The organism is Streptomyces sp. NPDC059649 (genome assembly GCF_042734445.1).
Taxonomy (GTDB): domain Bacteria; phylum Actinomycetota; class Actinomycetes; order Streptomycetales; family Streptomycetaceae; genus Streptomyces.
Genome location: NZ_JBHWDV010000073.1, coordinates 1 through 20,396, shown reverse-complemented (window position 1 = coordinate 20,396; position 20,396 = coordinate 1). Strand labels below are relative to the sequence as shown.

17 protein-coding genes and 3 pseudogenes are annotated in these 20,396 nt (G+C 67.2%); 9 read left to right on the top strand and 11 right to left on the bottom strand.

The window, feature by feature from the left end; genetic code table 11:
• Positions 1-19: 19 nt before the first annotated feature.
• Positions 20-1,009, bottom strand: a complete 990-nt coding sequence (locus ACFV1J_RS37115) for an IS5 family transposase (RefSeq protein WP_385865821.1) — start codon at positions 1,007-1,009, stop codon at positions 20-22.
• Between the two features lie 336 nt (positions 1,010-1,345).
• On the opposite strand from ACFV1J_RS37115, the gene ACFV1J_RS37110 reads away from it, so the two are divergent.
• Together ACFV1J_RS37110 and ACFV1J_RS37105 are read left to right on the top strand one after the other, a co-directional pair.
• A complete protein-coding gene (locus ACFV1J_RS37110) occupies positions 1,346-2,239 on the top strand; it encodes a methyltransferase domain-containing protein (protein ID WP_385865819.1) in 894 nt (297 codons plus the stop codon).
• Positions 2,240-2,674: 435 nt separating this feature from the next.
• A pseudogene (locus tag ACFV1J_RS37105) lies at positions 2,675-3,521 on the top strand (IS5 family transposase).
• Between the two features lie 9 nt (positions 3,522-3,530).
• Here the strand turns inward: ACFV1J_RS37105 and ACFV1J_RS37100 are convergent.
• Positions 3,531-4,655 (bottom strand): MFS transporter, encoded by a 1,125-nt coding sequence (locus ACFV1J_RS37100; protein WP_385865833.1) that lies wholly within the window; start codon positions 4,653-4,655, stop codon positions 3,531-3,533.
• Positions 4,656-5,115: 460 nt separating this feature from the next.
• Here ACFV1J_RS37100 and ACFV1J_RS37095 point away from each other — a divergent pair.
• The 3 genes and pseudogenes from ACFV1J_RS37095 to ACFV1J_RS37085 form a co-directional block, all read left to right on the top strand.
• A pseudogene (locus tag ACFV1J_RS37095) lies at positions 5,116-5,604 on the top strand (IS5 family transposase); the annotation flags it as partial.
• Positions 5,605-6,476: 872 nt separating this feature from the next.
• Positions 6,477-7,217, top strand: a complete 741-nt coding sequence (locus ACFV1J_RS37090; RefSeq protein ID WP_385865817.1) for a class I SAM-dependent methyltransferase — start codon at positions 6,477-6,479, stop codon at positions 7,215-7,217.
• A gap of 54 nt (positions 7,218-7,271) precedes the next feature.
• Positions 7,272-8,174 carry an aminoglycoside phosphotransferase family protein gene (locus ACFV1J_RS37085; protein WP_385865816.1) on the top strand — a complete coding sequence of 301 codons (903 nt, stop codon included), beginning with the start codon at positions 7,272-7,274 and terminating at the stop codon, positions 8,172-8,174.
• Between the two features lie 126 nt (positions 8,175-8,300).
• Here ACFV1J_RS37085 and ACFV1J_RS37080 read toward each other — a convergent pair.
• Positions 8,301-8,591, bottom strand: a pseudogene (locus ACFV1J_RS37080) (Tn3 family transposase); the annotation flags it as partial.
• Between the two features lie 222 nt (positions 8,592-8,813).
• On the opposite strand from ACFV1J_RS37080, the gene ACFV1J_RS37075 reads away from it, so the two are divergent.
• Positions 8,814-8,975 carry a hypothetical protein gene (locus ACFV1J_RS37075; RefSeq protein WP_385865814.1) on the top strand — a complete coding sequence of 54 codons (162 nt, stop codon included), beginning with the start codon at positions 8,814-8,816 and terminating at the stop codon, positions 8,973-8,975.
• Between the two features lie 254 nt (positions 8,976-9,229).
• On the opposite strand, the gene ACFV1J_RS37070 is transcribed toward ACFV1J_RS37075, so the two are convergent.
• The 5 genes from ACFV1J_RS37070 to ACFV1J_RS37050 form a co-directional block, all read right to left on the bottom strand.
• On the bottom strand, positions 9,230-9,358 hold the full coding sequence (locus ACFV1J_RS37070; RefSeq protein WP_385865812.1) for a hypothetical protein: 129 nt from the start codon (positions 9,356-9,358) through the stop codon (positions 9,230-9,232).
• Between the two features lie 310 nt (positions 9,359-9,668).
• The gene (locus ACFV1J_RS37065) at positions 9,669-9,914 is read right to left on the bottom strand and encodes a hypothetical protein (RefSeq protein ID WP_385865811.1); all 246 of its coding nucleotides are present in this window, start codon (positions 9,912-9,914) and stop codon (positions 9,669-9,671) included.
• A 1,772-nt stretch (positions 9,915-11,686) separates the two neighbouring features.
• Positions 11,687-11,860: a hypothetical protein gene (locus ACFV1J_RS37060; protein ID WP_385865809.1), complete on the bottom strand. Its 174-nt coding sequence runs from the start codon at positions 11,858-11,860 to the stop codon at positions 11,687-11,689.
• Between the two features lie 179 nt (positions 11,861-12,039).
• A complete protein-coding gene (locus tag ACFV1J_RS37055) occupies positions 12,040-12,414 on the bottom strand; it encodes a hypothetical protein (RefSeq protein ID WP_385865807.1) in 375 nt (124 codons plus the stop codon).
• A gap of 86 nt (positions 12,415-12,500) precedes the next feature.
• Positions 12,501-12,641, bottom strand: a complete 141-nt coding sequence (locus ACFV1J_RS37050; protein WP_385865805.1) for a hypothetical protein — start codon at positions 12,639-12,641, stop codon at positions 12,501-12,503.
• A gap of 894 nt (positions 12,642-13,535) precedes the next feature.
• Between ACFV1J_RS37050 and ACFV1J_RS37045 the strand changes: the two genes are divergently transcribed.
• Positions 13,536-14,474, top strand: coding sequence for a pentapeptide repeat-containing protein (locus tag ACFV1J_RS37045; protein WP_385865804.1), 939 nt, complete (start codon positions 13,536-13,538; stop codon positions 14,472-14,474).
• Between the two features lie 277 nt (positions 14,475-14,751).
• On the opposite strand, the gene ACFV1J_RS37040 is transcribed toward ACFV1J_RS37045, so the two are convergent.
• The 3 genes from ACFV1J_RS37040 to ACFV1J_RS37030 are packed head-to-tail and all read right to left on the bottom strand — an operon-like array spanning position 14,752 to position 16,348.
• On the bottom strand, positions 14,752-15,684 hold the full coding sequence (locus ACFV1J_RS37040; RefSeq protein ID WP_385865802.1) for a methylenetetrahydrofolate reductase: 933 nt from the start codon (positions 15,682-15,684) through the stop codon (positions 14,752-14,754).
• Between the two features lie 29 nt (positions 15,685-15,713).
• The gene (locus ACFV1J_RS37035; protein ID WP_385865801.1) at positions 15,714-15,872 is read right to left on the bottom strand and encodes a hypothetical protein; all 159 of its coding nucleotides are present in this window, start codon (positions 15,870-15,872) and stop codon (positions 15,714-15,716) included.
• Positions 15,872-16,348: an NUDIX hydrolase gene (locus ACFV1J_RS37030; protein WP_385865800.1), complete on the bottom strand. Its 477-nt coding sequence runs from the start codon at positions 16,346-16,348 to the stop codon at positions 15,872-15,874. The genes ACFV1J_RS37035 and ACFV1J_RS37030 overlap by 1 nt, the downstream gene beginning before the upstream one ends.
• 1,659 nt (positions 16,349-18,007) lie before the next feature.
• Between ACFV1J_RS37030 and ACFV1J_RS37025 the strand changes: the two genes are divergently transcribed.
• Together ACFV1J_RS37025 and ACFV1J_RS37020 are read left to right on the top strand one after the other, a co-directional pair.
• The gene (locus ACFV1J_RS37025; protein WP_385865832.1) at positions 18,008-19,225 is read left to right on the top strand and encodes a ParA family protein; all 1,218 of its coding nucleotides are present in this window, start codon (positions 18,008-18,010) and stop codon (positions 19,223-19,225) included.
• On the top strand, positions 19,222-20,310 hold the full coding sequence (locus ACFV1J_RS37020; protein ID WP_385865799.1) for a ParB/RepB/Spo0J family partition protein: 1,089 nt from the start codon (positions 19,222-19,224) through the stop codon (positions 20,308-20,310). The genes ACFV1J_RS37025 and ACFV1J_RS37020 overlap by 4 nt, the downstream gene beginning before the upstream one ends.
• Positions 20,311-20,396: the final 86 nt, after the last annotated feature.

The window sequence follows — 20,396 nt, the reverse complement described above, 5'->3', positions numbered from 1 at the left end:
CCAGGAGCTGTCCGGCCGATCATGTTCGGAGCCAGATGACCAGGGCGGCTGCGGTGATTGTGTCAAGGCAGACGTAGCCGCGCTTGTCATAGCGGGTGGCGACTGCCCGGAGTTCTTCAGTTCGTTGACGGGCCCGCTCGACGGTGTTTCGTTCTCTGTAGCGATCCTTGTCGAAGCCGGGCGGTCGTCCGCCTCGTGAGCCTTGGCGTAGGCGAGCGGCCTTGCGGTCGGTCTTCTCCGGGATCGTGTGCCGGATGCCTCGTTGTCGCATGTAGGGGCGGCAGGAACTGTTGCTGTAAGCCTTGTGCGGCATGACGCTGTCGGGATTCTTGCGGGGTCTCCCCGTTCCGAGGCGGGGAACCCTGATCTTCTCCAGCACCGGGGCGAACTGGGTGCAGTCCACCCGTTGTCCTGCGGTGACGATCAGGGGCAGCGGACGGCAGAGGCCGTCGGCGCTCCGATGGATCTCGTTGGTGAAGCCGCCGCGCGAGCAGCCCAGGCCCTCATTTCGTTCGCCACCGCTGTCAATGGACCGATCAGACTTCGCAAGGAGCCCGTCGATCAGCTGTCGGTGATCTCGCCAACGCCCGCACCGCTGTTGTTCACCGGCAGGTGCGGCCGGAGCCGTTCCCACCCCGCCCTCGTGCATCGGCTGCGTGTCCGCAGCGAGAAGCACCAAGCCCGCGACCGATCGATCGGCGGCGGCGATCCGGGGCGCCACCTTGCCACCCGTGCTGTGCCCGAGGAGGTGGATCCGATCCGGTGCCGCTTGGGGCTGCTGCCGGAGCAATTGGACGGCTGCGAGGGCGTGGGGCAGGTACTCGTCGGCCATGGTGAAGTTGGCGGAACCGATGTTCTTCAGCCGGGGCCTCATCCAAGCGCGAGCCATACGTTGAACAGCACGTAGATCACCGCAAGGGGACATGGGCGCCAGGACGACGGTGGCCAGTCGTGCCTTGCAGTAGCGACGCCGGTACGGCAGTAGCCAGCTGATCAGCAGCGAAGTCACGGGGATGACGAGTGCGTAGGTGCACACAGCCCCGGATCCCGAACTGCAGAAGAGGTACCACTCGTCACGAACGGGGACGTGCATCTGCTGGATCCGCTGACCCCGACCTTACGTCGTGACCGACGGCGTCCGATACGAGGTCGAACCCGCCATAGCCGACAGTCCGGTCAGCGCGCTGGCCCGCGCCTGGTGCGCTGGCTTTGGGGGCCGAATACCTCTTCCGGCGCGTCACGGTGCAGAACCGTGCTGTAGGACATGCGGGGTTCGCTGGCCGTGTGAGACATCCCTCTCCCGTCGTCGTGGCGCTGGTGGCCTGGGAAGGTTGACCATGTGGTCATGACCTCCTCGCCGCGCCCGCCGCACGTCGGTGGCCGACGGGATCCGATAGGCGGGACCACCGCGCCCGGTGGAGAGTCCGCTCCCGCCCGCGGGTACCTGCTGGACAACGCGCGCGCCGAGGCGGGCGAGCGATTCGCCTGGCTGGCCGAGCTGTTCGACGGTGTGACGCGCGGGCACTTCGATCGACTGGGGGTCAGGGCTGGCTCGCGCTGCTGGGAAGTGGGGGCCGGTGGCCCCGGTATCCCGGAGGCGCTCGCGGCGGCCGTCGGTCCGACCGGGCACGTGCTGGCCACGGACATCGACCCGTCGTGGCTGAAGACAGGCGCCGGCTACGAGGTGCGCCAGCACGACGTCGCCGCTGACCCGCCCCCGGAGCCGGGGACGTTCGATCTGGTGCACGCCCGACTCGTGCTGGTCCATGTACCCGACCGGGCTCGGGCGTTGGCCACGATGGCGGCAGCGCTACGGCCCGGCGGCTGGCTGCTGGTCGAGGACGCCGATACCGCTCTGCAGCCACTGGCATGCCTGGACGACAGCGGCCCCGCGCAGCGGCCGGCCAACCGGCTGCGCGACGCGGTCCGGGAGCTGCTGACGCGCCGCGGCGCGGACCTGCGCTACGGCCGGACACTGCCGCGGGCATTGCGTGAGGCCGGCTTGGTAGATGTCGCCGCGGCGGGCTCTTTCCCGGTCGGCGGGCCGGCCTGCGACCGGCTGGAGGCCGCGACCATCCGGCACGTGCGCGGCGAGCTGCTCGCGGCCGGCCTGGCCGACGACGCCGAGATCGACGCGCACCTGGCCGCCATCCACGCGGGCACACTCGACCTGACACTCGCGCCGCTGATCTCGACGTGGGGACGCCGTCCAGCCGAGCACCCGCCGGCACTCGGTTAGGTGCTGATCCAGACGTTGTCCGACCTGCCCACGGCGCTGTTCGTCGAGGGAGGTGGTGTAGTCCAAGGGGTGCCTGCGGAGACGAGAACGAGGGCGTTCGTCGCGCTCCGCCAGCTGTTGGACGCCGTGGCTGCCGGGCAGTGGTGCACCGAGTAGCCAGAGGACGGCATCACGCGGAGCTTCTCCGCTGACAGCACACCACGGCGTCGCATACATGGTCACCGGCGATGCCAGGGGCAGCGCGCCGGAGAGGGGCCAAGGTGTCACCCATCCAGAAGGGCACACCGCGGTACCTGCCAGGCTGTCCTGCTGATCTGCCAAGCAAAAGGGCTCATACCCGGTAGGGGAAGAGCCCTTGTTGGAGCGTCCGGCAAGCCTTGCACCTGCATCTCTCACCGGTTGGTGGACGTCACCGATCACCTTGCCGAGCCCGCCATGACCGCCGTCTCCCGTCGCCGCCGCTACCCGTCCGACACCTCGGTTGCCGAATGGGCACTTCTCGAACCCCTACTGCCCGTTCCGGCCTGCCAGACGAAGACCGGCGGAAATCCCGAGAAATGGCCGCGGCGAGAGATCGTCGGCGGCATCCGCTACATCGTCGACAACGGCGCGAAGTGGAGGGCCCTGCCTGCGGATTTCCCTCCGTGGGAGACGGTTTACGGGTTTGTTCTGGCGGTAGAACCGGGCCGGGGTCGTCACCTACATCCGTGACCAGCTACGCCGCCGGATCCGTACGCCCGCACCCGGTGACACTGATCGTGGACTCCCAATCGGTCAAGGGAGCGTCCACCGTCGGCCGCAGCAGCCGGGGCTACGACGCGCGAAGAAAAGCAACGGCCGCAAGCGACATATCACCGTGAACACGCTCGGCCTGCCCGTAATGATCATGGTGACGCCCACCGACGTCCAGGACCACGACGCCGCCCGCGACGTGTTCTGGCGCCTGCGCCTCACCCAGCCGCAGATCACCCAGGTCTGGGCCGACCGCGGCTACCCCGGCGATCTCGTGGACTGGGCCCGCGACCGCCTCTGGCTCACCCTGCGCATCGTCTCCCGGCCCAACGGGGTCAAGAGCTTCGTCGTCCTGCCCCGCCGTTGGAAAGTCGAGCGCTCGATCGGCTGTTGTATGAACGCCCGCCGCAACGCACGCGACTACGAACGCCTGCCCCATCACTCCGAAGCCCACCTGAACTGGGTACTCATCACCACGATGACCCGACGCCTGACCCGGAAAAACCCCCACACCAGTCAGTGGACGAAGAGGCCGCCAACCGGGCAGTGACGCCGGTTACTACTTGGTGGACTCCGGTCCAGGACGCTGCAGCCGCCCGCCGAGCAGCACCGCGCAGGCCCCGAGGGTCAGCAGCCCGCCGGCCAGGAAGGTGTCCCTCACGTCGGCCCACGGCAGAATCAGTCCCCCGAGCGCGGCGCCGGCCGCAATTCCGGCATTGTATGAACCGGAGCTGGCTGCGAGTGCGATATCTGTGCGGCCCGGGGCACAGTGCAGCATCGCGTTCTGGGTAGTCATGAACACCGGTCCGAGCGCACCGCCCATCAGCGTCAGGAACACCACAGCCGCCACCGGGTCGGTGCCAGCCGAGTACAGGCCGAGCATGGCCACCGCCTGCGTCGCCACGGCCGTGGTCAGCGCGGACTGCGGGAAGCGGTCGAGCACTGCCCCGGTGATGCTCACTCCGGCCAGACATGCGACGCCGAAAGCCACGAACAGGGCGCTGACAATGTTCGGGGAGAACCCGCTCACGTTGCCCAATATCTCCACGATGTACGTGTATCCCGTGAACGCCCCTGTGGCGGACAGAGCCCCGGCCACAAGCACCGTTACGAACCGGCGGGCGTCGGGGCTGGTTCCGTAGGCGGCGGATTCTTCTTCCGGCTGCGAGGTCGGCAGCAGAACAGCGATCGTCACCAGAGAGACGAGACCCAGAGCTGCCAGAGTTGCGACGGGCACCTGCCAGTCGCTCTGCTGGCCCAGCCAGGTTCCCGCAGGAACACCGAGGACCAGGGCCAGCGAACCAGCGACGGATAGCGCCCCGACCACACGCCCACGGAATGCGGGCGGGAACAGACCCACTGCGACTGGTCCCATCACGGCCCAGAACAGCGCCTGGGCGAGCGCTGTCAGTAGCCGCGCCGCGAGAAGCAGCCAGTAGGAGGTCGACAGCGCCGCACCCAGACTGGACACGACAAACCCGGCCAGCAGAACCGTGAGCACATGACGTCGAGGCACAGCCCGCACAAAGTGAGCGAGTGGAACAGACGCCACCGCCACCGTCACGCCATAACCGGTAACCAGGAGACCGACCGCTGACAGGGACACCCGAACGCTCTCGGAGATGAGCTCCAAGAGTCCGACTGGCAGATTCTCCGCAGTGTTGAAGGTGAAGGCCGCCAGCATCAGGGCCGCGAGCACCGCCAGCGCGTGCAATGGAGCCGGTTGCTCCGTGACCGCGCCGCTTATGCCTGCCCTCGCCCGTCGCACCTGCTCCGTGGCATCGTCCATGGAGCCACCTCACCGGGCTCACCAATCCCACCGCAACCGAATTCGTCTGTCAGACGTGGCGAGTTCGATGCAACAAGCATGGCCTTCGGGATCGCCCCGCCACCTCGGGGTTCGAAAACACCTACTGAGAGGTCGTTTTCATCTCTGGTGCTCCGTTATCGCGCCTTTTCTTTCGTGTAATGGTGTGGTGCTGGGGGGACTGTGGAGTTGGTCGGTTCTGGTGGGCCGAATGGGGTGACGGCTGGGCCTGGAGGACTTGTGCCTGTCTCATCCCAGGACCCCGGGATCGGCCTGTGCATCCGCCGGCATTGCTGTGCGCCTGGGCGTACTCGGTCCGGCGCGGTATGTCGGGAGTATGTCTGAGCGATGTCCTTATCCGCGTGATCTGTTCGATGCCCGCTGGGAGTTGATCGAGCCGGTCCTTGCTGCCTGGCGCTTCGAGCGTCGCGGCCGGGCGCTGGATTTCGGGCGGCCCCCCAAGCATGATCTGCGCGAAATCATGAACGCGATCCTCTATGTGGACCGCACCGGTGTGCAGTGGCGCTACCTCCCGCATGACTTCCCGCACTGGAACACGGTCTACGGGTACTTCGCCAAGTGGCAGCAGGAAGGTGTCTTCGCCCAGCTCAACGGCCTGCTCAGGCAACTCTTACGGCAGAAGGAAGGGCGGGACGCCGAACCATCGGCTTGTGTGATCGACGCGCAGAGCGTCAAGACCGCCACCAGCGTCTCCGCCTCCAGCCAGGGCACCGACGCCGGAAAGAAGATCGTCGGGCGAAAGCGGAGCATCGTCACCGACACGATCGGTCTTCTGCTTGCCGTGCTGGTCACCGCGGCGAGCGTGCAGGGTTCCCTGGGAGAGTGGCGCTGAACATGACTTTGTAGTCGGCTTTGGCGTTACTGCAGGCGATGGTGAACATGACCGGGTCCGCGTGGGTTCCGCGGTTCTCCAGACAGTCCCCGGCGCCCGCGTCACTGGCGACCTCCTCCGGAGGCTTGCCGTCGTCGACCACCGCGTTCAACACCCCAAACCCTGCAATGACCACGCTCACGATGCCGAGCGCGATGAGCGGCCGAAGCCAAGGACGTCGTGCGGGTCCCGTCGGCGTGAACATCGGGACGCCTGGCTGCTGCAGCGGCGGATGCCCGTATGCAGGCTGCGGACTGTGGAGGTGCGGACCAGCAGCGGGCGGCCCGTGGGGGCCGGACCGACGTGATCACCTGCGGCCCGTACGGGGCGGAGCCGGGTTGCTGGCCGTAGGGAGCCGGCCCCTGAGGCGGCAAGTGAGTACGCAGTCATATACGGATCGCCCAGTTGTGACGTTGCTGGCCTGGCAAGCCAGGACGAGTTCGGTCATCAGGCTATGAGGTCCCTCACCGTTCCGCACACCGGGGCCACTTCTCACTGCCAGCCAGGGCGACGAGGCGCACGTGCGCCTCTCGCCTGCTGCTACAGGGTGGTCCGATTCGGACATCGATTCGTCAGGGCCTGTTTGCGACTCGGCCCCCGGCTGCCTATGGGAGCCCTGCACTACGGCCCGCCCCTCCGTCACAGGACGCCACGGACCACCGGGTCTGAATGAGGTCGTCCGGTGGCGGGAAAGGCTGCGTTACTCCGTGACGAGAGTGACGGGGTGATCTCTCGCAGCGAAGGTTGAGTGGCTCTTGGGACGTGGGGGCCTGTCCGGCGGATCATGTGACTACTAGGCTGCGACGATGCAGCCTGCAGATCGGGGCCAGGCGAACGACTACGACAGCTTCGCCGCAACGTACTCAATGGAGAACGAGAACAGCCTCGTAAACGCGTACTACGAGCGGCCCGCAATGTTGGCCTTGGCCGGAGACGTGACTGGCCGTCGGATCCTGGACGCCGGCTGCGGCTCAGGCCCCCTGTCCTCTGCACTACGCGACCGCGGTGCCGTCGTCACCGGCATCGACGCCAGCGCCGGGATGCTGGCGCTGGCGAGGCGGCGGCTCGGCGACGATGTAGCCCTCCACGTGGTCGACCTGCGCGCCCCTCTGCCGTTCGATGACGGAACGTTCGACGACGTGGCCGCGTCGCTGGTCCTGCACTACCTGGAAGACTGGGGGCCGGCGCTTGCCGAGTTTCGGCGGGTACTCCGGCCCGGCGGTCGGCTGATCACGTCGGTGAGCCACCCTTTCACGGCCTACGCGCATCGGGATCCCCGACCCGACTACCACGCCACCACCAGCTATACCTTCGACTGGACTCTCAACGGGCATTCCGTCCCGATGGAGTTGTGGCGCAGGCCGTTGCACGCGATGACCGATGCCTTCGCCGGTGCCGGCTTCCGTCTTTGCGCCATCAGCGAGCCGCAGCCCGAACCGGCCGCCCGCGAACTGTTCCCGGACGGCTTCCAGGACCTGTCGACCAACCCCAACTTCCTGTTCTTCGTCGTCGAGGTACCGCCGTCAGCCACCGGCTCAGGCAGCTAGCCAATCGCGGATCACGAGCGAAGCCAGAAGCCTGCCACAGTAGTGTGGCTTCGCGTGAGCGACACCGAGATCGAGATCACCGCAGACCTGGTCCGCGACCTGCTGCAGGAGCAACATCCAGACCTTGCAGGGCTGGCCATCCGCGAAGTGGGGGGCGGCTGGGGCAATCAAATGTGGCGCCTCGGGGACGAGTTGGCCGTGCGCATGCAGCGCATGGACCCCACCCCGGAGCTCCAGCTCAAGGAGCGGCGGTGGCTACCCGTGTTGGCCCCGTGCCTGCCGCTCCCGGTGCCGACCCCGGTGCGCTTCGGCGAACCGTCCGAGCGCTTCCCCAAGCACTGGACCGTGATGACGTGGGTTCCCGGCGAGCCGCTGGACCACGGCTCGATCAATCGCGGCACCCACGCGGCCGACACGCTGGCGGGCTTCCTCCGGTCGCTCCATGTGGAGGCGCCCGCCGAGGCACCGAGCAGCTCGGACTTCGGCGCTCACCCCAAGAAGTGCATGGACGGCTTCGACCACTTCTTCCACGCTGTCGTCCCCGACAACCTCGCCGACGATGTCCGGGCCGTCTGGGATGACGCCGTAGCGGCGCCCGAGTGGGAGGGACCGTCTCTCTGGGTGCACGGCGACCTTCATCCCGCGAACGTCGTCGTCTCGGACGGAACGCTCTCGGGCATCGTCGACTTCGGTGACCTGTTCGCCGGCGATCCGGCGTGGGACCTCGCGGCCGCATGGGTGCTCCTTCCCGCGGGCTGCGCCTCGCGGTTCTTCAACGTGTACGCGCAGGCAGACCAGGGGACGATCCGGCGCGCCCGCGGGCTGGCCGCTCTGAAGAGCCTGTTCCTCATGCTCATGGGCCAGAACGGGGATCGGGGCCTTCCCGGCGGCAAGCCGACATGGGGACCCGCAGGCCGAGCAGCACTCGACCGTGTTCTGAGCGGCGGCCTGATGTAGGCACGGAGCGACCGAGCGTCATCCGATACCCGCTGCCGAAGTTGCCGCGATCTCTGTCCCGCCCCCGCCGGTCGGCGGCAGGATTCCCGGAGTCCAACGACCCGCCCCGGACGGCGGATGCGGCGCTCACTCCTCCTGACCGCCCTCGTCATCGTCAAGGTCGGCAGTGTCCGGGTCGCGCAAGGGCCGCAGCCCCTTCACCGGCGGGGAGGCGGTGAAGCTGTAGCGGCTCAGGCAGTTGAGGTTCTTGTGCTTGAGCGGGGACAGCCGCGCGGTGTCCTCGTCCCTGATCTCGTGGCCCTCGGCGCGGAGCTGGGCCACAGCAGCATCGATGTAGCGCGTCGTCCACAGCGCCACGGCGCTCAGCACGAGCCCCAGCACCCCGAGCTGGGCCTCCATCCCGTCCCGGTAGGCCGGAGTGACCCTCGACGATGCCGCCGCCCGGATCGGCCTCCCCAGCGGAACCACCCTCAGCAAGGTCGAGAACGCCAAGCGACTCGTGCCCCCTGCCGCCCTGGATACGTATTTCACCGCCTATGGCATCGGCGAAGGTGACGCCCGCCGCGAGGAGATCCGCAAGCTGGCCACGCTCGCCGGCTCAACCCGCCGCACGTCGACGAAGCCGCACTGCGCCGCGCCATGGGCGGCCCGGCCGTGCTGGCCGAACAGCTCCATCACCTCCTGGCACTCCACGAACGACTCCCCCACCTGTGGCCTGCCCTTGGGGCCCATGAGCGGCGCTGGAGCCCTGCTGACGGCCCTGGCCCCCTCCACCGGACAAGCAGGTCACGACGAAGGTAAAGCGCCCAATAGTTTCGCCAGGGACTTGGCGCACAGCAATCCAGATGTAATAGATGGCAGCCCATCGAGATGACGCAACGATGGTTGCTCTACAGTGGGAGACACGAAGTTAGCTGCAAAAGAGGCCCGGCCGGTGGCTAGACCGGTCCGAGCCTCTCCTGCAGTTACCGAGCCCGGTCGACCTTCAAGCGACCGGGCTCGCTGCTTGTCAGCGACCGGCCGTGTCCGACCTGTTCGGGGTGGGCACTCAGCAGCTACGGCTGAGCGAACTGTCCCACCAGCGCGATGATCGCCACCAGTAAGCTCGCCGCCGCGAAGGAGAGCGTGATCCACTGGTAGGTGGACCATTTCTCCTTGCCGCGCTTACTCAGCGGGACGCTCATGCACGTACCTCACCTTCTTCTCGGTGGCCCTGATCCCCAGGGCCACGGGCCGCGAACTGCACGTCTTTTTCGCGGAGTTCGAGGAGAAGCGGGTGAAGCAGAGACGATGTTACCGGCACGCGCCGCCCCCGCCGCACGGTTGTCCAAGGACCCGATGTCAATGATTGCCCTTGGAGAAGCGGCAATCCCTGACATCGTGAAACCAGGTTCAAGCGTCCGACGGGCAGCTCATCTGGTAGGGGCCTTCCTGGCCCAACTGCTGGCCCCGCCGCCGGGTGGGATGACCCGGCGGCGGAGGCCCGCGGTTGCCCTACTTCCGGGCGCTGACGTCCCGCCCCAGCGAGCAGACGCCCATGAGGGCGATGCCGGCCCCTTCGTGCCCGGTCAGGGTGAGGACCACGCCGGTGGCGCCGAATGCGGCGGTCAGCCCCAGTGTTGCCCAGCCGAGGGCGTCCGTGTGCGGGCGCTCTTCGGAGGGCTGGTCGGGTGTATGCGGCTCGGCCGGAGGCCTTCCGTGCGACTGGGGGTCGTCCGGCTGGCCGTTTGTGGTGGACATGGCAATCCTTCGTTTCCGGTGCGTGCGGCAGCACGCGGTGAATAGGTGGATGGACGGTGGGCCGGCGGGGGGTTAGCCCCACAAGCCCCCTGGTGGAGTCCGGTGGCGCCCCCGGACGAGGAGGAGACTGTCGACGATCCGACCCGTATGCGAGATCTCGCGAATTTGACCTCCGAACCTGACGCCACATCAGGTTCGTGGTGCGGAGACGGCTCCTGAGCTGGAAAGTGCCGCGTTTCACGGCCGCTTTAATGGGCGCTGTCGAGCTGCCTTGCCCGGCGGTCCTGGGCCGATCGACTGCTGTCGCTCGGATCGGTGGGCCGGCTCGCGGATGGCCAGGCCGGCGATGGTGCAGGCCGGCTACGAGGCCCGGCGGGCCCAGGTCCCAACCCGCTAGGTGGGGCGTCGGCACCGCGGCGGCTGCGGAGTGGCCGGGCAGTGCGTGGTGACGGACATCGAGAAACTTCGTTTCGCTGCGGATGGATGGTGCTTCCGACTGTCGGTCGGCGGCGGGTTAGCCCCGCAAGTCCGTTGACAGGGGCCGTGACCCCTCGGGACGACCAGGAGACTGTCGTCAATCCGCGCCGTATTCGGTAGATGGCCCTGAACTTCAAAACTGGTGGCGTGTCACGCTCGGCCCTCAGTAACAGCCTCTGACCTGGGCACTTTCTCGCTCCTACCGTTGGTGCACCCGTTGAATGGGCCGGCGGAATCCGCTACGGGCCACCGCAATTCGCCAACTCTTGAATCGGCGCGGCCCGGGCTGCTAAGCGGCGACCCGACGCACCACCACAGCGTGGCCGCCACCGGCCCCTGGCCGTAGCCCTCTGGTGGGAGTCCCGCGGGACTCCCACCAGAGGGCTACCCGGCGCGCGAGTGCTTCTCGCGCGCCCTACACCCCCCGGAAGCAAGCCGCGCAACCCGGGACGACCAGCCCGCTCGGCTCCCGTGCCGGCATACGACGAGGGGGCCGGACGATCCGTCCGGCCCCATCGGGCGTGCGCTGTCGTGCGGCGGGTGGTTCTACCGCTCCCCGCCCCGCTTCAGGGCGAGTTCGGTGTAGCCGCGGTTCTCTGCCGCATACCGTCGGTGCTTCTCGGCGAGGGCGCGGTGTTCGGCGTCGCGCACCGAGTACTTGGTCTTGCCGGTCAGGATGGCGATGGCCAGGCCGCGCGGGTGCAGGGTGACGTCGCCGGTCAGCAGTCTGCACGGGTTATGGCTGCGGCTGGCTCAGTGGAACCCGGTGAGCACCGCACAGGACGCCCCATCGGACGGTTGTCAGAAGGATCCTCCCGCCAGAACTACGGTCCTCTGCCGCCGGATGGGATGACCCGGCGGCAGAGGCCCGCGGCTACTTCCTGGTGCTGACTCCCGTCCCAGCGAGCGGGCGCCAACCGGCACGCTCGGGCCCCGAACCCCGCACACCCGAGGAGGCCGGACGGATCGTCCGTCCTCCTCGGGTGCATCGTTCTGTGCCGGCAGGCTCAGGCCAACCGGTCAGGGGATCGGGGCCTGCCTTTCGGGTGCCGCCGGGGCGCTGGCGACGCGGCCTCGGTGCTGGCGAGCTTTCTCCCGGTACCGGCGTCGGTCTCGCCACCACATCAGCCGATCCCTGGAGTTCTGGGGGAAGACCGTACTCAGCACCCCCACCAGCAAGCTCGCCACGCCGGTCCCGACCACCACCTGCCATGGGGCGCCCGCCACGGCTGCGCTGCCCGGAAGCACAGCCGTCAGTGCCATGGCGGCACGCCCGCGCGTGCTCTCCGACTGGGTCACAGCGCCTCCTCGGACTCGCTGCGCAGCTGGCGGGGCAGCCACACTCGCCCGGCCTTCTCCGCCCGCTTGATGTCTCGCCGCAACCGGTATCGGTGCTGGCGCACCGCAGCGGCGGTGGTCTTGAGCCGTTCGGCGATCTGGGAGTCGTCGTAGCCTTCGTGGGCGAGCAACACGACCGCCCGGGACTCGGCAGAGCGCTTGTTGATCAGCTCGGACAGTGAGCTGCCGGCAAGCGTGCTTCGGGGCCGGGGAGCTGGCTGGGGAAGGTTTGCAGCAGTTGGACGAGCGCGCCGCCATCGTAGGTAGACGCGGCGGAACTCCCACACACACTGCCCTATGAAGTAGGTCGTCAGGGAACAAGCGCCGTGACGCCCGGCATGCCGGGGGTTCCATCCTCAGCCCACGAGCCCGTTGTCCCGGAGGACTTCAGCGCCCGCAGCAGGATCTCCACTGCAATCTCGTCGCGAGCTTCGGCGCTGTTGTGCAGCAGCCGGAGGTCCTCGTCGTGTACGTATAGCGCGATGCCGCGCCGCTTGTGCTTTTGGCCGGCGAAGCCGTGATACGAGAGGTCAGCCACCCGCTCTACATCGCGACGAATCCGCTCTGTGCTGCCCCCCACGACACCCTCGGGGATGGCCTCTTCTCTGGTGTCTTCCTGCAAAAACGTAAAACCCCCTCGGATCTCGGTTGCCGGACAAGCCGCGCAACCCGCGATGACCAGCACCTCCGGCTCCCGTGCCGGCATACGACGAGGGGGCCGGACGATCCGTCCGGCCCCCTCGGGCGTGCGCTGTCGTGCGGCGGGTGGCTCTACAGCTCCCCGGCCCGTTGCAGGGAGAGGTCGGCGTAGTTGCGGGAGTTGTTGACGTACTCGCGGTGCCTCTCGGCGCTGGCGCGGTGCTCGTCGGCCAGGGCGGGCTCGGCGGTGACGAGTTTCGTAGACCTGGGCAAGGGCTTCGTTCAGATCGGCGTTGGCGGTCTGATTGGCGGCCAGCCGGAGCCAGCCGTCGCGGTCGCTCGGGCTCTTCAGGCGCTCGAATTCCTCGTCGTTGCGCTCCTGGTCCCGGTCCAGTTCGCTGCGGCGGGCGTGGAGTTGCTGCCCGCGAGTGCGCTGGGCGTCCTCGTAGGCGGCGGAGCCGGGGTGGCGGGTGGCGTCCAGGCCGGCGGAGACCGCGTCGGGTCGGGCGGGGTCGACCTTGGCGTACTGACGGTCCAGGAAGGCGGCGATCTCCATCGTGGGCCGTTGACCGTCGGTGACGCCCCCCATGGCGGCCCAGGTCCGGACCTTGCTGGACCAGCGTTCGTGGGCTGGTCGCGGTCTACCCAGTGGCGGCAACGATCGCCCGTCAGATCGGCCAGGTATGGAGAGTGCCGCGTATCAGGCGGGCTGATCGCGTTGGGTGCACAGGTGCGCTGCCGGACAGGCATCACATCCGCGCTTGTCCGCCCACCCCGACGCGTCGACTACGGCGAACAGTTCCGGTCGTCCCTCGCGCACGTGGGCCGGACTCAAGGCATCCAAGTACCCACACCTTCAGCCTGCTTGGCCACCTGAACGAGTCAGACTGCGCCGCCTACCTGGCCACCCTGTCGCCCGGCGACGACATCATGTGGCTCGGTGCCTATAGCCAGAGGGTTGAGAGGGTTGCCGCCCGGTAGGTGTTCGCCCGTTCGCCCGAAGCTACTGTCCGCCGCGCCGTCAGAACGTCGGCCCAACTCTGGTTCCGGGGTTCCATGGCCCGTATGACCAGGCTGAGCACCTTGGCGCGGCTGCGCCGAATCTCTGACCGAGGCGCACGTCACGGGAGCCACAGGCAATCAAGACGTTCTCGCACGGACAACCACATGAAGGGAAGCCGCCTGCAGTGGGCGGCGCTGATGGCGTCATCGCTGCCGGGGATCGCGGCTCTTGCCGCCCTGCTGTTCACCTGGGTTTCGGTCGAGCAGTCCGGCAAACAGCTGCAGATCGCCGAGCGCGGGCAGGTTACGGGCCGGTTCAATGCAGCAGTCGGCAACCTCGCCTCACCGGCCGTGGACATCCGCCTCGGTGGCCTCTACGGCCTGGAGCGCCTCATGCGGGATTCGCCGCATGACCAGCCCACCGTCGTCACCCTTCTGACGGCGTACGTCCGTGAACACACTCACGGGCAGGTGGGCGGCTCAGCCGATGCCCGCCCGGCCACGGACGTCCAGGCGGCCATGACGGTTCTGGCCAACCGGGATCCGAAGCATGACGGCAGCGGCGACTTCGACCTGCGCAACGTCCGCCTGCGCCACCTTGGCTACATGGGGATGTGGGACCGGGTGCGCCAACGCGTTATCGGTATCAACTTCCCGGAAGCCGATTTCAGCGCCGCAGACCTCAGCGATGCGGACTTGGGGCATGCTCAACTGGCCGGGGTGGTCATGACGGGCACAGCTCTGCGGGAATCAACTCTGAACGGAACCGAGTTGGCAGACGCTGACCTCACTGGTGCCGATCTGGCTCGGTCGCACCTCGTACGAGCAGACCTGAGGCGCGTCCAGGCGGCCGGTGCGCACTTCGACGAGACGGACCTGACAAGGGCAGACATCGAGGATGCCCGTCTGGAGCGGGCCAGTCTCGTCCGTGCCAGCCTGCCCGGCGCCATCCTGCGTGGCGCGGACTTGAGACAAGCTGATCTCCGCGACGCAGACTTCACCGAAGCGGACCTGACCGGCGCAGATCTGACGGGCGCGAAGAATCTTTCGACCGCGGGTTTCGACGGCGCAATCCTCAACGGCACCCGGGGCCGGCCCTCATGACAACGATCGGACTTCCCCCAGTCTCGACACATTGTGTGAGCCGTGTCGACGGTCACGTAATTCCCCAGGGGCTGTGGTCACGTGATTCCCCAGCCCCTGGCGTCGGCTCCGGTTAGTACGTTGTGGCAAACGGAACCCCTGCTCGATGAGCAGGCGTTTCTCCTTGTTCGGGGCATGATCGCGGAATCGTGGGGGCAGGCAGCAAACGGTTGTTGTCGACTCCGGAGGGTGCGACGCCGTCACGCCCCAACCTCGATGTGAAGATGACATCCATGATTCAGCCCAGCAGGTCGCGGATATCCCGGACGAGGTCGACGGAGGCGTCGATCTCGAGTTTGCGGTTGGTGAGGCTCTCGACGTTGATCCCGAACGGCAGGCCGAGGCGGCGGCAGTACGCGATCAGGGCCCGGGCGTTGAGAAGGCACTGCTCGTACGAGGCGGTAAGGGGGTCACCACGGGTGATCTCGGCCCGGAGCCATGGCGGGACGTCGATGCCGAGCCAGGTCATGAACTCTAGGGTCTTCACCGACCCGCACGGGGCCAGGGTCAGCACCACCGGCTTCGGGTCCAGGCCCCGCTCGCGGCAGCCGTGGGTGTAGTCGGACAGCAGATTGCGGGTGCGGTCCAGGTCGTAGCAGACCTGGGAGACGAAGAACTCGCAGCCAGCGTCCTGCTTGCGCAGCATGCGTGCGTGCTCCGTCCCCGAGGCGGCGTGCCGTTCGGCGATGACCACGCCGCCCATCCGCAGCGGGAGGGAGAGCCCGGCATGCCTGCGGTAGGCCTCGGAAAGGCTCGTCCGGACCACCTGATGCCGGGAGGCCGCGCCGACCAGAACGGTCAGCACCCGGTCGCGGTCGGCCTTCGACCACCAGTTGTCCAGCTGGTCGCCGGTGTACTTGCCCACGGCGCGGTAGACGATCACCGGGCCAGCCCAGTCGGCGAGGTGGTCGTCGAGGAAGTGGGCCGGGTCCATCATCGGCATGAACGGGAACGGTCGCGGGGCCTCGGTCCGGTCGGCCTCGGCGTCCACGTCGTAGAGGATGAGCCCGTCGACCTGCACCGACCGGAGCCGGGTCAGGGTCGCGGCGGCGACGGCGTCAGCCTGGTCGGGGGTGGTGGTCTGCCGTGGTGGGGTCAGGCCGTAGAGCAGGACGCCGTCACGGGTGCGGTCCATGAGCCCGGCGGCCGCTGTGGTCTCGGAGGAAGCCATCCGTCAATCATGTCAACCCCTCACGTATGTCACTTGGTCGGGTGGGTGGGGCCCTTGGGGCGCTTGTTGGGCCGATAGCTGGGACCGTTCATGATGACCTGGTGGCTGGCGTTGATCAGCCGGTCCAGCAGCGACTCGGCGACGACCGGGTTGGGGAAGAGCGGATACCAGTCGCTGTGCCTCTGCATCAACCGCCGTCTACCTCACCCCAGGGGCCGTATGGGACCAGGGCGCTCAATACAACCAGCAGTTGCGGCGGCTCGACCCGATCCGGCAGCGAGTTCAGGTCCGACCACAACACCCACGCGTGCGAGTGCAAGTCGACCTGCTCATCAGGGAGCAGACCCGTCCGCGCCAGTGCAGGCTGTTCCTCGGCGAAAAGCGCTACAAAGAAGTCCTCCGAACCGACGTACCGCATGCCCTTCCAGCGCACGTCCCGCTCGACAGGCACTGACCGGTCGAGGACCGCCCCTGGGTCCAGTCCGGTCTCCTCAGCCAGCTCGCGCCGTGCTGCTGCCAGAGGCGTCTCACCGGGTTCGATGCCACCACCGGGCGGTTCCCACAGCCACGTCCCGTCAACTGGATCCCGCCAACGCAGCAGAAGCACGCGGCGAGCGGCATCCAGGCAGATCACCCGCGCAGCGGGCCGATGCGTCGTCTCCATCGCCTCGACACTAGCCGCGCTCGAAGTGCTGATCGAGAACTTGGCGCTCCACTGATCAACATTTCAAACACGGCCTAGCTGGGTATGCGCGGCCTGACCCTGCTCTGCCTGTGCAGGGTGCCTCGCACACAGCCTTGGCGCAGTGCTTGGAGAAGCGGCCCCAAACTGGAAGCGGGCCCGACAGCGTGGCGCAGTCCGGCGGCAAGCGGTCGGTCCCGATCACTGGTGCCTGAGCTTGGCCTACCGCACCCGGCGTCGGCTCAGCTGTGGGGAGTAGGCCGCTCCACCGCGTCCAGGACGATCCGCGAGGACTGATGGCAGCTGACCGCTCGCGACTTCGCCGTCCTCGACCGCCCCCGGCCAGCGACTGGACACACCGGAGAACTGTTTCGCCTACCTCCGCGCCGAGAGCTTCGAGTTGCGGCTCAACGCACCGCACTGCAGAACCGCCGCCCACCCGCGGGACGAACCGGGCAGAAGTGCGGTCGTGTCGGCAAGAAGAGGCTGGAAAACACCCGTGGTACGAACGGAGCAGCAGCAGATCCAAGCCGTGTGGTGATAACGGCGTTATCACCTGTCCTGCAGTTCACCAGCGGCCCACCGGGCAGCGCCGACACCCCACGGGCTCTTTGACCGACACTTCTTCGTGCCCCGCCCACGCCTTCCTCAGGAAGGGCTGGCCGTTGGCTCATCGCGACGCGCGACTCCTCGTCATCTCGGTTGCTGTCCCTTTGCTGCGCTCCAGACAGACCTCGAAGTTCGCCCACTCACCAGCCTCTGCTGCCGACAGCAGGGACACGCTCGCAGCCTCCTGGGCTCTCGCCTTCCAGCTTTCAGCTGTCATAACTCACGGCTGGGTGGGACCGGAGGGCATGGTTGTTGTCTACCTGACTCTTGAGAGGCTCGTATATGCAAGATCCACAGAGTCCACCCCAAGGTCTGTCCGGACCCACCACTCCCCCACCGCGACGTTGCTGCGCCCTGAACTCCAGGCAGGGGTTCGGCGTCTGACGTCGTATGCCGGCCACTAGACACCGCGTGGCTGCATCCGCGTCGGTACGGTGCCAAAGAGAGCCAAGGCGCGTCCCGGCTTCCTGGGATGCTCCGGCACGGTGCATGCGTTGGTCTGCCCATTGCGAGGTGCCCGTTGCACCGTCGAACGTGTGCGGGTGATAACGGCGTTATCACCCGAGCAGGTCCGTGACGAAAGTTGCTGGACCAGGAGACTGATACTGCGCGGAATCAGGTCCTGCCGTTGTATGTGTCGTCCGTGTGCCACTCCCCCACCAACCAGCAGCAGCCAGCCGAACGATGTAGGTGGGGTTGCTGCGGCAAGGTCCGGCGATCTTGTTGCGACCCGGAGCAGCGCGGTGGGAGGAGGCGCGCAACATAACAGCGCCGATCGATGGCGACGCAGCGGCGGGGAGGCAGCGCTGGGTGATAACGCCGTTATCACCTAGTTCCCGGCAAGCCGTTCTTCTTCCGTCTCGCGTGGTTGCTGCTGAAGCGGCGTCACGACAGCGCGTCTGTTATTGGAAGCGTGAGGTTGGTGTTTAGTGTGTCCTTGCCTGCTGTTGTGATAGTCCGTCCGGATCACATTTGGCAGACACTAACGTCTCGATGCAGAAATTGATCTTTGACGTTAGTAAGGTGCTCTGTATGACGTCACCTCAAGGCGGCCGTGAAAAGGTCGTATCCAAACTGACCACCGCGCTTCGGCAAGACCTCAAGGTCCGTACGGCCCAGCTCGGCATCGACATCCAAGACGCTGTCGCCGAGGGCATCGCGACTTGGCGTGGGCTCGGGGCCAACCCTCCAGCCGTGGACACCAGCGGAGCCGAGTCCTTCTCGACCTGGCTTCCCGAAGGCCAGTGGGATCAGTTCCGCACCGACGTGAAGGCCCGCGGGGTGTCCATCACCCAGGGCCTGGCACAAGCCGTACAGCTGTGGTTGGACACCAACCCCTCCCCCACCATCGCGCGCCCGATGGTTGTCCAACGAAAGATCATCTGCAACCAGAAGGGCGGTGTCGGCAAGACCGCCATCGCCGCCGGCGTCGGCGAGGCCTTCGCCGAAGACCCCAATCAGCTCTACCCGGTGCGCGTCGCACGGCAGATGACCGAGACCGGCGTCGACGCCGAGCTGGAAGACCTCACCGGCATGGGCCTCCGTGTCCTCCTGGTGGACTTCGACCCCCAGGGCCACCTCACCAAGCAACTTGGTCACGATCCCCTGCCGATCGACGGTGACAGCCTGGCCAACCACATGTCCGGAGAAGGTAAGGCCGATCTAGCCGATCTGATCGTCACTGTCGACGACGACCGGTTCGGCGGACGCCTGCACCTTCTTCCGGCCTGTGCTGACGCCTTCCTTCTGGATGTCAGGCTCTCCCGCGTCCGCATGCGCGAAGCCGCCCTGGAACGCGCCCTCGAACCCGTCGAGGCCGATTACGACGTCATCGTCGTCGACTGCCCGCCCAGCCTCGGCATGAGCATGGACGCCGCCGTGTACTACGGCCGGCGCCGGGAAGGCGAACCCATCGGCAAGTCCGGAGTCTGCATCGTCGTCCAGGCCGAAGACAGCTCCGCCGACGCATACGACCTCCTGGTCACCCAGATCGAAGACCTGCGTGCCGACATGAAGCTCGAACTCGACTACCTCGGCATCATCGTCAACCTCTACGACGGCCGCCGCGGATACATCGCGACCTCCTCCCTCGAACAGTGGAAGGCCATAAAGGATCCGCGCGTCATCGGCGTCATCCCCGACCGACGAGAGCAGCGCGAAGCAGTACGCATGAAGCAGCCCTTGCTGTCCTACTCCCCCACCAGCGAACAGGCCGCCAACGTCCGCGCCCTGGCAAGGGAGATCGCATGAGCCGCGCACGTGACCGGCTCGCGGTCTCCTCATCCTTCTCCCACGCCTCCCAGGTCAGCGCACGCCGCCAGGCCATCGCCGCTGCCACCGAGGCGCCCACTGCAGGTACCGGTGCCGCCCCGCGCCCGGAGCTTCCGCTGAACCTCATCAGCGAGAACCCGGACAACCCCCGTGAGAAGGTCGGCGACGTCACGGACCTGGTCGTGACGCTCAAGGAGATCGGCCTTGTGCAGGCCATCACCGTCGCGTCCGTAGAGGCCTATCTCCGCGCCCGGCCCGACCGGGCGAAGGACCTTCAGCCCGGTGCCGAATACGTAGTTGTCGATGGACACCGTCGCTACGCTGCCGCCCGCGAGGCCGGCTTCGACGCCATCAAGTACACGGTCAACGATGACTTCGTCGCCACCGACGAAAGCCTGCTGGAAGCTGCATTCGTCGCCAACCTCCAGCGGGAGAACCTCTCCGATCTCGAAGAAGCAGCCGCTCTGGAGAAACTCGTCGAGCACTACGGCTCCCAGCGCAAGGCCGCCCAGCGGCTCGGAGTCACCCAAGCCTTCATCTCCCAGCGGCTGTCCCTGCTGAAGCTGGATCCCGTTCTGCAAGCAGACCTGGAGTCCGGCGAGCGCAAGGTCGAGCACGTCCGTGGCCTTGCTGGCCTCGCTCCCGAGGAGCAGCGGAAGAAGGCCGACGAGCGCCGCGACGTGGCAGTCCAGAAGAACCAGCAGCGCCGCGCCGCCGGCGCCGCCAAGCTGTCCACTGATAACGCCGTTATCACTTCCGGCGCGACAAGCCAGCCTTCCCAAAGTGATAACGGCGTTATCACCCCTGCTGCAGAACCCAGTCCGGCGCCTGGTGATACCGCCGTCACCACCCAGCCCTCCAGCAACGCCGAGGCCGTAGCTGCGGTGCCGGCAGCACGCAACGCGGGCAGGGAGGCTGCCGTCGAAGACGAGCAGCAGGAGAGCGAGGCGATTGACTGGCGGGACGCCAAGTCGGTTGCTGCCGCCATTGCGCGGTCGATGCCCGAGACGGAGATCCCTCGATTGCTGAAGCTGCTGGGGGAGAGGTACCCCGTCGCACGGTAACGGCCCCGTCGTCTCGGGGGTATGGCAGAGGGCGGGGCCCAGCTTCCGAAGCTGGGCCCCCCCCCCCGGAGAATTAAAAAAAAACA